Genomic DNA, 14,453 nt, shown 5'->3' with positions numbered 1-14,453 from the left:
GGTAATGTCATTGTTATCAGTCCGGGCTTGATTGTGCCACGACAAACAGGCCCGTCAAGACCAGATTGGCGACATATTCATGTGGGATGCCAAGATGGGCCAGTAAGTAAGGTGCCGCGCCACCAGATATCACACAGGTGATGGCCCGTTTTTCTTGCTGTTCCAGGCTTGCAACTGCTCTTGTTATCGCACCGACCTGGGCACTGATGCAGCCACTGACGATGGCATGGTCAGTATTGTCGGCAAACACTTTGGCGATATCGGTGGACTCCGCCACCTGCGGCAGTTGCGCCGTATTGCGGGCCAGCGACTCGGCCATGAGTTTTAGCCCCGGCAAGATCATGCCGCCCTTGAACACCCCTGCTGTGGTGACGGCGTCAACGGTGGTGGCCGTGCCACAAGTGGCGACGATCAGGCTTTGTTGCGGGAACAGATAATGCGCCCCTATCATGGAGGCCAGGCGGTCGCAGCCCAGTTGTGCCGGATTGCGATAGCCATTATGCAGGCCAGCAATATCTTCTTGCGAGGCAAACCAGGTGACCGGCAAGCCTGGCTGTACTTCTTGCAGTAAAGTAGTGAGTCTCTCTTTGATGCTGACACCGGCAACATTGGAAATCAGGGCGTGTGTAAAACGCATGCCCTGCCAGCTGGTTTTCAAGCTATCCAGGTCGGCATGACTGACACTTTCCATGTGCAGCCATACCGGAGCAAGTTGCGCTGGAGCTGCATCCACATCAAACGTGGCCCATTTGATACGCGTGTTTCCCGCGTCTATCAACAACTGCATCATGCCTGCCTCATCCTTGTTTCATCTTTTTTCATGCTGATGGCCGTAAAGATACATCACCAGCCAATACATTGACTTGCCCCTGCTCGGTCTGCAGCACCAGGCAGCCATGCAGATCGACGCCCAGGGCTGTGCCGGTGTGCAGGACTTGCCCATGATCGAGTATATGCACGGTTTGATGGGCATAAGCATGCAGGGCATTCCAGCGTGGTAAAAATCCAGAAAAACCTTGCTGGCCAAATTGCTGCAAGGCCACTACCAGGGCGTTCAGTAACTGTGCCAGCAAGAGATTTCTATCCATTTGCGCCAGCCAGGGTGCATCTGCCAGGGCGCGGCCTACTTGTGCCTCCAGCTCATCTGACACTTGCAGGTTCAAACCTATGCCAGCGACTATCCAGGTGCCGCCATCGCTGGCGCTTGCGGATTCCAGCAAGATGCCTGCCAGTTTTTTACCATCACGCAAGATGTCATTCGGCCATTTGAGTTGTACATTCTGGTTCAGGTTATTCAGGCATTCAGCCAGGGCGACACCTATCGCCAGTGGCAAGCCCAGCAAATTGTGTGCTGCCTGCGGCAGATGCCAGGCCAGGGAAAAAGTCAGCATGCCACCGGGCAGTGTCAGCCAGGGGCGGCCAGCCCTGCCGCGGCCGGCAGTCTGGTGCACGGCCAGCCGCAAGACCGGGCGTGACAAGACAGGCAGACGTGCCATCAGGTCAGCATTGGTGGAGCCTGTTTCTGCGACGACTTCGATATCGACTTCGCGGGCAGGGCCATCGCAAAGTTTTTCTATGGCAGCCGCATTCAGTGCCAGGTTTTTATTCTCTTGCATAGTCTATTCATGATTAGCTGCCGTATTGTACTGCGGCTTGGCGATGTCATTGCTCAAAAAAAACGGCACCTTATGCAGGTGCCGTTTTTCATTACTTCAGTATCGCTGGTATAGCTTGATGGCTAATTATGCTTCGCCATCTACCACATCAGTTGCTGTTACTTCCGGGATGGGAGCAAATGCTGCTTTTTCTGCTTCCAGCAAGGCTACACGTTCATCGGCTTCCCAAGTTTCTTTCAACTTGCGGGCACGATGGAATGCCAGACCTGTACCGGCAGGTATCAGGCGACCAACGATGACGTTTTCTTTCAAGCCACGCAGACCGTCTTTTTTGCCCATGATCGCAGCTTCGGTCAGAACACGTGTGGTTTCCTGGAAGGACGCCGCAGAGATGAAGGAATCTGTAGACAGGGATGCCTTGGTAATACCCAGCAAGATATTTTCATATGTTGCAGGGATACCGTTAGCTGCTGCTACGCGATCATTTTCATCCAGCAATTCAGAACGTTCTACCTGTTCACCAACGATGTAGTTGGCATCGCCTGGATTAACAACAACAACGCGACGCAACATCTGACGCACGATCACTTCAATGTGCTTGTCATTGATCTTAACGCCTTGCAAACGATACACGTCCTGGACTTCATCAACGATGTAACGTGCCAGCGCTTCGATACCCAGCAAGCGCAGGATGTCTTGTGGATCGGCTGGGCCGTCAACAATCATCTCACCCTTGTTCACGACCTGGCCGTCATGCACCAGGACTTGTTTGTCCTTGGTGATCAGGAACTCGTGCTTCTCGCCGTCCATGTCGGTGATTTCCAGACGTTGCTTACCTTTGGTTTCTTTACCAAACGCAACCGTACCTGTTACCTCTGCCAGCATACCGGCATCTTTTGGTGAACGGGCTTCGAACAATTCAGCAACGCGTGGCAGACCACCGGTAATATCACGGGTTTTTTGTGATTCAGTCGGGATACGCGCCAGAACTTCACCAACGTGTACTTGCTGACCGTCTTTAACGGTAATCAGCGCGCCAACTTGCAAACCAATGGTTACCGCATGTTCTGTACCAGCGATCTTGACTTCATCGCCTTGTTCGTTCAACAGTTTAACCTGTGGACGCAGTGTCTTGCCTGCAGCACTACCACGACGTTTCGCATCGATCGCCACCAGGGTGGACAAACCTGTCACTTCATCAACCTGTTTCGCAACAGTCACGCCTTCTTCGACGTTTTCGAATTTCACCGTACCGGTGTATTCGGTAATGATAGGACGGGTCAATGGGTCCCAAGTCGCCAATGCTGCACCAGCCTTGATGACCAGACCATCTTTAACGATCAGGGTTGCACCGTAAGGTACTTTATGACGTTCACGTTCACGACCGTGGTCATCCGTGATCAGCACTTCGCCAGAACGGGAAATAACGATCTGATCGCCTTTGCCGTCAGTGACATAACGCATGGTCGCGGTGAAACGGATAGTACCGTTGGACTTGGCTTCAACAGAAGAAGCAATCGCTGCACGGGACGCGGCACCACCAATGTGGAAGGTACGCATCGTCAACTGTGTACCTGGTTCACCGATGGACTGCGCAGCGATAACACCAACTGCTTCACCGGAGTTAACCAGAGAACCACGGCCCAGATCACGGCCATAACACATGGCGCACAGACCGTAGCGTGTGTCGCATGTCAATGGCGTACGTACTTTGACTTCATCGATGCCCAGGGCTTCGATGCGTTCTACCATTGTTTCATCCAGCAGTGAGCCAGCTTCGTACAATGTTTCCTGTGTTTCAGGATTGACGATGTCATTGGCGCAAACACGGCCCAAGATCAGGTCACGCAAAGGCACGTTAACTTCACCGCCTTCAACGATCGCCTTCATGGATGAACCATTGGCTGTACCGCAGTCATCTTCAACCACGACCAGATCTTGCGTCACGTCAACCAGACGACGTGTCAGGTAACCGGAGTTCGCTGTTTTCAATGCCGTATCGGCCAGACCTTTACGCGCACCGTGAGTGGAAATAAAGTACTGCAAAACGTTCAGACCTTCGCGGAAGTTCGCGGTGATCGGCGTTTCGATAATCGAGCCATCCGGTTTCGCCATCAGACCACGCATACCTGCCAACTGACGAATCTGGGCTGCAGAACCACGCGCACCGGAGTCGGCCATCATGTAAATGGCGTTGAAAGATTCTTGAGTACCGACAGAGCCGTCGCGGCGTGTGACTGGTTCAACTTTGAGTTGTTCCATCATGGCCTTGCCGACTTCATCACCGGTTTTGCCCCAGATATCAACCACTTTGTTATAGCGTTCGCCCGCAGTCACCAGACCGGAAGCATATTGCTGTTCGATCTGTTTGACTTCATGCTCGGCATTCGCTACCAGTGTGACTTTTTGTGGTGGTACCAACATGTCATCGATACAGATGGAGATACCGGCGCGTGTCGCCAGGCGGAAACCCATTTGCATCAATTGATCAGCAAACACCACTGTGGCGCGCAGGCCGCACTTACGGAAAGACGTATCGATCAGCTTGGAAATTTCTTTTTTCTTGAGCGGACGGTTCAATACGGTAAATGGCAGACCCTTAGGCAGGATTTCAGACAAAATCGCACGGCCAACAGTCGTTTCATAGCGCTTGATGGTTTTGACGAATTCGCCAGTTGCTGCATCTTTTGGATATTCGGTAATACGGACTGTGATACGGGTAGCCAGTTCGACTTCCTTGTTGTCCCAGGCGCGGATCGCTTCTGAAACGTCAGGGAACATCATGCCTTCGCCCTTGCCGTTGATTTTTTCACGGGAAGCGTAGTACAGACCCAACACGATATCCTGGGAAGGAACGATAGACGGTTCACCATTGGATGGGAACAGAATATTGTTGGATGCCAGCATCAATGTGCGTGCTTCCATCTGTGCTTCGATAGACAGAGGAACGTGAACCGCCATTTGGTCACCGTCAAAGTCGGCATTGAAAGCCGCGCAGACGAGTGGATGCAACTGGATCGCTTTACCTTCAATCAGGACCGGTTCAAACGCCTGGATACCCAGACGATGCAGCGTAGGCGCACGGTTCAGCATGATAGGATGTTCGCGGATGACTTCTTCCAGGATATCCCATACGACTGGTTCTTGTATCTCTACCAGTTTTTTCGCTGCCTTGATGGTGGTTGCCAGACCCATCAATTCCAGTTTATTGAAAATGAAAGGTTTGAACAGTTCCAGCGCCATCAGTTTTGGCAGGCCGCACTGATGCAATTTCAGTTGTGGACCCACCACGATAACGGAACGGCCAGAGTAATCGACGCGCTTACCCAGCAAGTTTTGACGGAAACGACCGCCCTTACCCTTGATCATTTCTGCCAGGGATTTCAGAGGACGCTTGTTGGCGCCTGTCATTGCCTTACCGCGACGACCGTTATCCAGCAGGGAATCGACGGCTTCCTGCAACATACGCTTTTCATTGCGTGTGATGATTTCAGGAGCGCGCAATTCCATCAAACGCTTCAGACGGTTGTTACGGTTGATGACGCGGCGATACAGATCATTCAGATCAGAAGTCGCGAAACGGCCACCATCCAGCGGGACCAATGGACGCAGTTCTGGCGGCAGGACCGGCAGAACTTCCATGATCATCCAGTCTGGCTTGATGCCTGAACGCTGGAATGCTTCCAGTACTTTCAGACGTTTTGCGTATTTCTTGATCTTGGCTTCAGATTTGGATTCTTTCAACTCTGTGCGCAGGGTTTCTGCATCACGGTCGATGTCGATGGAACGCAGTAATTCGCGGATACCTTCAGCACCCATGAATGCCGTGAATTCGTCGCCGAATTCTTCGTACTTGGCAGCGTAATCATCTTCAGACATGATCTGGCATTTTTTCAGCGGAGTCATGCCTGGATCGGTGACCACATATGCTTCAAAATACAGTACGCGTTCGATATCGCGCAAGGTCATGTCCAATACCATACCCAGACGGGATGGCAGGGATTTCAAGAACCAGATATGTGCAGTTGGGGAAGCCAGTTCGATATGGCCCATGCGTTCACGACGCACTTTGGCCAGAGTCACTTCAACGCCGCATTTTTCGCAGATAACGCCGCGGTGTTTCAGGCGTTTGTACTTGCCGCACAGGCATTCGTAATCCTTGATAGGACCAAAAATCTTGGCGCAGAACAGGCCATCGCGCTCAGGCTTGAAAGTACGATAGTTGATGGTTTCCGGCTTTTTAACTTCGCCGTAGGACCAGGAACGAATTTTTTCTGGAGACGCCAGACCAATCTTGATCGCGTCGAATTGTTCGTTGGGTTGGACTTGCTTGAATAGATCGAGCAGAGCTTTCATGTGTATCACTCCAGTGAAGCGCGCAAACGCTAGTTGGCTGAATGGTGCTGCAACAGAAGCTTCGCCGCTTTACCCTGTTCGCATGAGCGGGAGAGCCAGGTCTTTTCGACGCAGGTTCCGCTGATACCGGGAACGACATTACTTCCAAACTGCTTGCCAGGTTTAACGGCCATCGCCCGAATGCTATTCGGGCGATGACTTTACTACGCAATTACAAAAAACTAAATTTCTTAGCTACGTTCGAGATCGATATCGATACCCAGAGAGCGGATTTCTTTGACCAGAACGTTGAAGGACTCAGGCATGCCAGCGTCGATCACATGGTCACCCTTGACCAGGTTTTCATACACTTTGGTACGGCCATTCACGTCATCGGACTTGACTGTCAACATCTCTTGCAAGACGTAAGACGCGCCGTAAGCTTCCAGTGCCCAGACTTCCATCTCACCGAAACGCTGGCCACCGAACTGTGCTTTACCGCCCAGTGGTTGTTGCGTGACCAGAGAGTAAGGACCGGTCGAACGTGCATGCATCTTGTCATCAACCAGATGATGCAATTTCAGTACGTGCATGTAACCCAGCGTGACTTTACGCTCAAACGCTTCACCAGTACGGCCATCGAACAGGGTGACCTGGTTTTTCGATGGTGTCATACCCAGTTGTGCGGCGATATGGTCAGGGAAGGCCAGATCCAGCATGCGACGGATTTCATCTTCATGCGCACCGTCAAATACCGGTGTTGCAAATGGCACGCCATGTTTCAGGTTGTTGGTCAATTCCAGGATCTCTGCATCGGAGAAGCCGTCGATGTCTTCCTTCTTGCCAGATTCGTTATAAATCTTCTTCAGGAAATCACGCAGTTCTTCTACCTTGGCCTTGGCTTTCAGCATTTCGCCGATACGCAAACCCAGGCCTTTCGCTGCCCAGCCCAGATGCACTTCCAGAACCTGACCGACGTTCATACGTGATGGAACACCCAGTGGGTTCAACACGATGTCTGCTGGTGTACCGTCAGCCATGTAAGGCATGTCTTCGATAGGCACGATACGGGAAACCACACCCTTGTTACCGTGACGACCCGCCATCTTGTCACCAGGTTGCAGGCGACGTTTAACAGCCAGGTAAACCTTGACCATTTTTTGTACGCCTGGCGGCAATTCATCGCCTTGCGTCAGTTTGGTGCGTTTTTCTTCAAAAGCCAGATCGAACTGATGACGTTTTTCAGCGATGGAATCTTTCATCGCGACCAGCGCATTGGCTGCTTCATCAGATGCCAGGCGAATATCGAACCAGTGGTATTTATCCACGCTGGCCAGGTATTCCTTGGTGATCTTGGTGCCTTTTGCCAGTTTGGCCGGACCGCCATCAGCGATTTTGCCATCCAGCATACGTTCCAGACGCTCAAATGCATCGCGTTCAACAATACGCAACTGATCGTTCAGGTCGAGGCGATAACGCTTCAACTCATCATCGATAATCTGTTGTGCACGTTTGTCGCGTTGTATGCCTTCGCGGGTGAACACTTGTACGTCGATAACTGTACCTACCATGCCGGAAGGCACGCGCAGGGAAGTATCTTTTACGTCAGATGCTTTTTCACCGAAAATGGCGCGCAGCAGTTTTTCTTCTGGTGTCAGTTGAGTTTCACCTTTTGGTGTCACTTTACCGACCAGGGTATCACCGGCGGTTACTTCAGCACCGATGTAGACGATACCGGATTCATCCAGACGTGCCAGCTGGTTTTCTGCCAGGTTGGAGATATCACGTGTGATTTCTTCCGCACCCAGTTTGGTATCACGGGCAACAACCGACAACTCTTCGATATGGATCGAGGTATAGCGATCATCAGCCACAACTTTTTCAGAGATCAGGATCGAATCTTCGAAGTTATAACCATTCCATGGCATGAACGCGACCAGCATGTTCTGACCCAGGGCCAATTCGCCCAGATCTGTGGATGCGCCGTCGGCCAATACGTCACCTTTTGCGACCAGATCGCCAACTTTGACGATAGGACGTTGGTTGATATTGGTGTTCTGGTTGGAACGGGTGTACTTGATGAGGTTGTAAATATCCACACCGACTTCACCAGCCTGTGCTTCAGCATCATTCACACGAATAACGATACGACCCGCATCGATGTAATCAACTTTACCGCCACGCAGTGCCTGTACTGTGGTACCTGAGTCAACTGCCACGGTACGTTCGATACCTGTACCAACGAATGCTTTTTCCGGACGCAAGCAAGGAACAGCCTGACGTTGCATGTTGGCACCCATCAACGCACGGTTCGCATCATCGTGTTCGAGGAAGGGGATCAAGGATGCCGCAACAGAAACCACCTGACCAGTTGCCACGTCCATGTACTGGATACGCTCTGGGGATACCAGGATCGTTTCGCCAGCTTCACGGGCAGAAACCAGTTCATCGATCAGTTTGCCTTCGCCATCGATCGTCGCATTCGCCTGGGCGATGATGTAACGACCTTCTTCAATCGCAGACAGGTAATCGATCTGGGATGTAATTTTGCTGTCGACTACTTTACGGTATGGTGTTTCCAGGAAACCGTATTCGTTCAAACGTGCATACAGCGCCAGCGAGTTGATCAAACCAATGTTTGGTCCCTCTGGTGTCTCAATCGGGCAGACGCGGCCATAGTGGGTAGGATGAACGTCGCGAACTTCAAAGCCAGCGCGCTCACGTGTCAAACCACCTGGTCCCAGGGCGGAAATACGACGCTTATGCGTGATTTCTGACAATGGGTTGGTCTGATCCATAAACTGGGACAATTGTGAAGAACCGAAGAATTCACGAATCGCAGCAGAGATAGGCTTGGAGTTGATCAGGTCATGCGGCATCAGGTTGTCGGCTTCAGCCTGACCCAGACGCTCTTTGACAGCACGTTCTACACGTACCAGACCAGCACGGAACTGGTTCTCAGCCAATTCACCGACGCAACGTACACGACGATTACCTAAGTGATCGATATCATCGACTTCACCGCGACCATTGCGCAGCTCAACCAGGATCTTGATGACAGCCAATACGTCTTCGTTCGACAAAGTCATGGCACCAGTCAGTTCATCACGGCCTATGCGGCGGTTGAACTTCATGCGGCCGACTGCGGACAGATCGTAACGCTCTTCGCTGTAGAACAAGCCATTGAACAGGGCTTCAACAGAATCTTCTGTTGGTGGTTCGCCAGGACGCATCATGCGGTAGATGGCAACGCGGGCAGCCATCTGGTCCGCTGTGTCATCTGCACGCAGAGTCTGGGAAATGTAAGCACCCTGATCCAGGTCATTGGTGTACAAAGTCTGGATATCATTAACTTTGGCATCACGCAGGCGACCCAGCAATTCTTCTGTCAATTCATCATTGGCATTGGCGATGACTTCACCAGTGTCTGCATCAACGATGTTTTTGGCCAAGACGCGACCCAGCAGGTAGTCTTCAGGCACGGAGATGTGCTTGATACCGCCAGCTTCGATTTCACGTACATGCTTGGCATTGATACGTTTGTCTTTGGCAACGATGACTTTGCCGTCTTTGTCGCTGATGTCAAAACGGGCAACTTCGCCACGCAGACGTTCAGCAACGAATTCCATTTCTGCGCCATCATTGTGCAGGCTGAAATTATCAAAGACAAAGAAATTGGCCAGTATCTGTTCATTGCTCATGCCTATGGCGCGCAGCAGGATAGTGACTGGCATCTTGCGACGGCGGTCAATACGGAAGAACAGGATATCTTTAGGATCGAATTCAAAATCGAGCCAGGAACCACGATAAGGAATGATCCTTGCCGAGAACAGCAGTTTGCCGGAAGAATGTGTCTTGCCGCGGTCATGTTCAAAAAACACGCCAGGGGAACGGTGCAACTGGGACACGATAACGCGCTCAGTACCGTTAATGACAAAAGAACCAGTGGTTGTCATCAAAGGCAATTCGCCCATGTAGACTTCCTGTTCTTTCATTTCTTTGACAACTGGCTTGGTTGGCGATTCCTTGTCCAGAATGACCAGACGCACTTTTGCACGCAAAGGCGATGCATAAGTCAATCCACGCAGTTGACATTCCTTGACGTCAAATGCAGGATCGCCTAAAACGTAGGACAGGAACTCCAGACGTGCGAAGCCATTGTGCGAAACAATAGGGAAAATCGAAGTGAAGGCTGACTGCAAGCCTTCATTTTTGCGAGTTGACGGTGTTCTGTCTTCTTGTAAAAAGCTCTGGTAAGACTCAATTTGAGTCGCCAGTAAGAACGGAACGTTGTGGACGTTGGCGCGCTTCGCAAAAGATTTACGAATACGCTTCTTCTCAGTAAATGAGTAGTGCATGGACACTCCGTGAGTGGCAAGGAAGGATAGAGAATTCAGGATTTTTGTCACAAAAACAACGCATAGCAACTCTGTGACAAAAAAACCTCAAGTCTCAACCCTCGGTCTTAATAAACAGCTAAACAACCCTGAACGACAAAGAAGCCAAAGAGGAACCCTCTCTTCCAAGAGGATTCCTGTCTTTGACTTGGGCAAATCCGAAGACTTGCCATGATACCTGAATTACTTGATGTCGGCTTTCGCGCCTGCATCTTCCAGTTTTTTCTTAGCTGCGTCAGCATCAGCTTTGGAAACTGCTTCTTTAACTGCTTTTGGTGCGCCATCAACCAGATCTTTAGCTTCTTTCAAGCCCAGACCAGTGATTTCACGAACTGCTTTAATGACGCCAACTTTGTTTGCGCCAACTTCAGCCAGAATTACGTTGAATTCTGTTTGTTCTTCAACAACAGCTGCTGGACCAGTAGATGCTGGACCTGCTACTGCTGCTGCGGATACGCCAAATTTTTCTTCGAAAGCTTTTACCAAGTCGTTCAGGTCCATTACGGACATCGCGCCTACGGCTTCCAGGATATCGTCTTTGCTAATTGCCATTTGAAACTCCAATTAATTAATTACATTGATACGGTATTTGACGGAAAAAAACTTATTCTGCGACAGCTTCAGCAGCTTCTTCAGCTACTGGTGCTGCAGGAGAACCTGCTTCTTTCTGTGCTGCGACGGCTGCCAGAGCACGTGCGAAAGCAGATACAGGAGCCTGCATCATGCCAACCACTTGCGCCAACAATACTTCACGGCTAGGAATGCTTGCCAATGCGACAACGCCAGCTTTATCCAGCGATTTGCCTGCATAGTTACCCGCTTTAACAACCAGTTTGTCATTGCTTTTTGCAAAGTCTTGAACGACTTTAGCAGCAGCAACAGCATCTTCCGAGATTGCATAAATCAACGGACCAGTCATTTCAGAAGCGAGACTTGCAAATGCAGTTCCCTCAACAGCGCGACGTGCCAATGTGTTTTTCAACACACGCATGTATACGCCTTGAGCGCGTGCGCTAGCACGCAATTGCGTCAAATGACCGACCTGGATGCCACGATATTCGGCCACGACGATAGTCTGTGCAGTTGCTACTTTTGCAGAGACTTCAGCGACGACGGCTTTTTTGTCATTCAGATTGAGACTCACGGTCAACCTCCATTAATGATATTCAGTCCATACACCGGAATGATGTACTTCCCTCATATCGTTTCGAACACGGCGTCCGAAGTTAGGAGTTTCACTGGGGGACCAGTAATCACTACAAAACTTGTTCGGGTACACCATCTGCGTTGGGACCTGTCGATTGCTCTTCAGATATTAACCTCATGCTTGAAAAACTGCCCTCTTACACTTGGCCCAACGGTCTTTGACACTCTGGATGTTTGTTCAAAACATCCAGCCCAAAGATGCGCCCTGCATCAAACGATGCAGGGACTTAATTCTTAGCCTGCCAGATTAGCGTGATCTACACGTACACCTGCACCCATAGTGGATGAGATGGATACTTTACGCAGATACACACCTTTGCTGGATGCTGGTTTAGCTTTGTTCAAAGCTTCGATCAGTGCAACCAGGTTGGACTTCAGGTCACCATCAGCAAACGACTTACGGCCGATTGTTGTGTGGATGATACCTGCTTTGTCTGTACGGTATTGAACTTGACCAGCTTTTGCATTTTTAACTGCAGTAGCTACGTCAGGAGTCACTGTACCGACTTTAGGATTAGGCATCAAACCGCGTGGACCCAGGATCTGACCCAGAGTACCAACGATACGCATAGTGTCTGGAGAAGCGATCACTACGTCAAATGGCATGTCGCCAGCTTTAACGCGTTCAGCCAAATCTTCCATACCAACGATATCAGCACCAGCAGCTTTCGCTTCTTCCGCTTTTGCACCTTGTGCAAATACGGCGACGCGTACTGTTTTACCTGTACCAGCTGGCAATACCACTGCGCCACGAACAACCTGGTCAGATTTCTTAGGATCAACGCCCAGTTGTACGGATACGTCGATGGATTCGTTGAATTTTGCTGTTGCGCATTCTTTGATCAAAGCAATAGCATTGTCAAATGGATACACTTTCAGACGGTCAACTTTCGTTGCCAGCAATTTTGCTTTTTTAGATAACTTAGCCATTACAGACCCTCTACCGTGATGCCCATGGAACGAGCAGAACCAGCAATAGTACGCACAGCTGCGTCCATATCAGCTGCTGTCAAATCAGCGCGTTTAACTGTCGCGATTTCTTCAGCTTGCTGGCGAGTGATTTTGCCAACTTTGTCTGTATGTGGTTTTGCAGAACCTTTAGTGATGCCAGCTGCTTTTTTGATCATGTAAGTTGCTGGAGGAGTCTTCATCACGAATGTGAAAGACTTGTCAGCAAATGCGGTAATAACAACAGGGATAGGCATGCCTGGTTCCATACCTTGGGTCTGCGCGTTGAACGCTTTGCAGAATTCCATGATATTCAAACCACGTTGACCCAGAGCTGGACCGATAGGTGGGGATGGGTTTGCTTTACCAGCTGGCACTTGCAGCTTGATAAAACCAATGATTTTCTTTGCCATGTTTGGCTCCTTCAAAAAATGAGTAGTAGCGCCTGTCAATGTCTTTTCACACTAACAGGCTCCTCCGCCTGCTGAGAGTTGCCTGCATTACACAAACAACGCTCTGACCCGTTTCAACAAATTGCTTTATTACGTACAGGTCAAACGTGAATACTGATCTTAAACTTTTTCAACCTGGGCAAATTCCAGTTCAACTGGCGTTGCACGGCCGAAGATGGTGACGGTGACGCGGACTTTGGATTTCTCATAATTGACTTCTTCGACATTGCCGTTAAAGTCAGTGAAAGGACCATCCTTGATGCGTACTATCTCGCCTACTTCGTACAATACTTTTGGCCTAGGTTTTTCTACGCCGTCTTGCATTTGCTGCAAAATCTTGTCGACTTCGTGTTGTGGTATCGGCGAAGGCTTGTTTGATTTGCCACCGATAAAACCGGTTACCTTGCTAGTGTTTTTCACCAAATGCCAGGTATCGTCAGTCATTTCCATTTCTACAAAGACATAACTAGGAAATAGGCGACGCTCGGTCACTGCTTTCTTGCCATTTTTTACTTCTATGACTTCTTCAGTCGGCACCAGGATCTGACCGAACTTGTCTTGCATCTCTGCGCGTTCTATGCGCTCTACCAATGCACGATGCACGCTCTTTTCCATACCGGAATAAGCATGCACGGCGTACCATCTTTTAGCACTTTTAGGTACAGACACCGCTGGTGCTGTACCTTCTTCGTTTTCCTGAATGTTCTCGCTCATTATTTTTTCCATCCGAGGATTACGTCATACAACAAAAATCCGATCAACTGATCAGTGCCCCACAGGAAAAGCGCCATCACCAAAACAAAGCCAAATACCACAGCCGTGATCTGACCAGCTTCTTTTCGTGTTGGCCAAACAACTTTCTTGGTTTCGCGTACAGCTTCTTTAGCAAAGCTGACAAAATCACGACCCATTTCAGAAGTTGCGACAAATCCAACAGCAACCAACAAACCAACTACCAAGGCAATGGCACGTATCCACGTTGCCTGTCCAGCGAGAATATAAAAAGCAGCAACACCGGCAATCGCAGCCACTACCGCCAAGATGACTTTGTACTTGTCATTGGATGTACTAACTGTTTGAACGGGATTATTAGACATACTTTATTTACTTTCGGTGGCCTGTGGCCTTGATGGTGGCAGGGGCGGAGGGAATCGAACCCGCGACCTTCGGTTTTGGAGACCGACGCTCTGCCAATTGAGCTACACCCCTACATCTTGACATTTGCTGCATGTCTCGCCTGAACAAGCCAAGCGAGACATACATTTTACTACTTATTTATTACTCGATGATTTTAGCAACAACGCCAGCACCAACTGTACGGCCACCTTCACGGATAGCGAAGCGCAAGCCTTCTTCCATCGCGATCGGGTTGATCAATTTAACAGTGATAGAAACGTTATCACCTGGCATGACCATTTCTTTGTCTTTCGGCAACTCGATCGAACCAGTTACGTCCGTTGTACGGAAGTAGAACTGTGGACGGTAGTTGTTGAAGAATG

The 14,453-nt window shown here is 50.1% G+C and carries 10 protein-coding genes, 1 tRNA gene and 1 pseudogene; all 12 read right to left on the bottom strand.

The genetic code is table 11. The annotated features are described in order from the left end of the window. Positions 1-16: 16 nt before the first annotated feature. A complete protein-coding gene (locus ACO0LC_RS27720; protein WP_423009247.1) occupies positions 17-790 on the bottom strand; it encodes a type III pantothenate kinase in 774 nt (257 codons plus the stop codon). A 28-nt stretch (positions 791-818) separates the two neighbouring features. Continuing rightward, positions 819-1,616 (bottom strand): biotin--[acetyl-CoA-carboxylase] ligase, encoded by a 798-nt coding sequence (locus ACO0LC_RS27715; RefSeq protein WP_423009245.1) that lies wholly within the window; start codon positions 1,614-1,616, stop codon positions 819-821. A gap of 126 nt (positions 1,617-1,742) precedes the next feature. Continuing rightward, positions 1,743-5,972 carry a DNA-directed RNA polymerase subunit beta' gene (gene rpoC, locus ACO0LC_RS27710; RefSeq protein WP_423009243.1) on the bottom strand — a complete coding sequence of 1,410 codons (4,230 nt, stop codon included), beginning with the start codon at positions 5,970-5,972 and terminating at the stop codon, positions 1,743-1,745. A 230-nt stretch (positions 5,973-6,202) separates the two neighbouring features. Next, positions 6,203-10,309: a DNA-directed RNA polymerase subunit beta gene (gene rpoB, locus ACO0LC_RS27705; RefSeq protein ID WP_423009241.1), complete on the bottom strand. Its 4,107-nt coding sequence runs from the start codon at positions 10,307-10,309 to the stop codon at positions 6,203-6,205. A 222-nt stretch (positions 10,310-10,531) separates the two neighbouring features. Then, positions 10,532-10,900, bottom strand: coding sequence for a 50S ribosomal protein L7/L12 (gene rplL / locus ACO0LC_RS27700; protein ID WP_423009296.1), 369 nt, complete (start codon positions 10,898-10,900; stop codon positions 10,532-10,534). Between the two features lie 52 nt (positions 10,901-10,952). Next, positions 10,953-11,492, bottom strand: coding sequence for a 50S ribosomal protein L10 (gene rplJ, locus ACO0LC_RS27695; protein WP_423009239.1), 540 nt, complete (start codon positions 11,490-11,492; stop codon positions 10,953-10,955). Between the two features lie 296 nt (positions 11,493-11,788). Continuing rightward, positions 11,789-12,484 (bottom strand): 50S ribosomal protein L1, encoded by a 696-nt coding sequence (rplA, locus tag ACO0LC_RS27690; RefSeq protein ID WP_186956790.1) that lies wholly within the window; start codon positions 12,482-12,484, stop codon positions 11,789-11,791. After that, a complete protein-coding gene (gene rplK, locus ACO0LC_RS27685) occupies positions 12,484-12,915 on the bottom strand; it encodes a 50S ribosomal protein L11 (RefSeq protein WP_186956792.1) in 432 nt (143 codons plus the stop codon). Before rplK ends, rplA begins: the two co-directional genes overlap by 1 nt. A gap of 159 nt (positions 12,916-13,074) precedes the next feature. Then, positions 13,075-13,668 (bottom strand): transcription termination/antitermination protein NusG, encoded by a 594-nt coding sequence (gene nusG, locus ACO0LC_RS27680; protein ID WP_110258379.1) that lies wholly within the window; start codon positions 13,666-13,668, stop codon positions 13,075-13,077. Further along, on the bottom strand, positions 13,668-14,051 hold the full coding sequence (secE, locus tag ACO0LC_RS27675) for a preprotein translocase subunit SecE (RefSeq protein ID WP_423009236.1): 384 nt from the start codon (positions 14,049-14,051) through the stop codon (positions 13,668-13,670). The genes nusG and secE overlap by 1 nt, the downstream gene beginning before the upstream one ends. Positions 14,052-14,087: 36 nt before the next feature. After that, positions 14,088-14,163, bottom strand: a tRNA-Trp gene (locus tag ACO0LC_RS27670). Positions 14,164-14,232: 69 nt separating this feature from the next. After that, positions 14,233-14,453, bottom strand: a pseudogene (gene tuf / locus ACO0LC_RS27665) (elongation factor Tu); the annotation flags it as partial.

This window comes from Undibacterium sp. JH2W (assembly GCF_049340425.1).
Taxonomy (GTDB): domain Bacteria; phylum Pseudomonadota; class Gammaproteobacteria; order Burkholderiales; family Burkholderiaceae_D; genus Undibacterium.
Note: the sequence above shows the minus strand (reverse complement) of the source record. Positions and strands in the feature narration are given on the sequence as shown.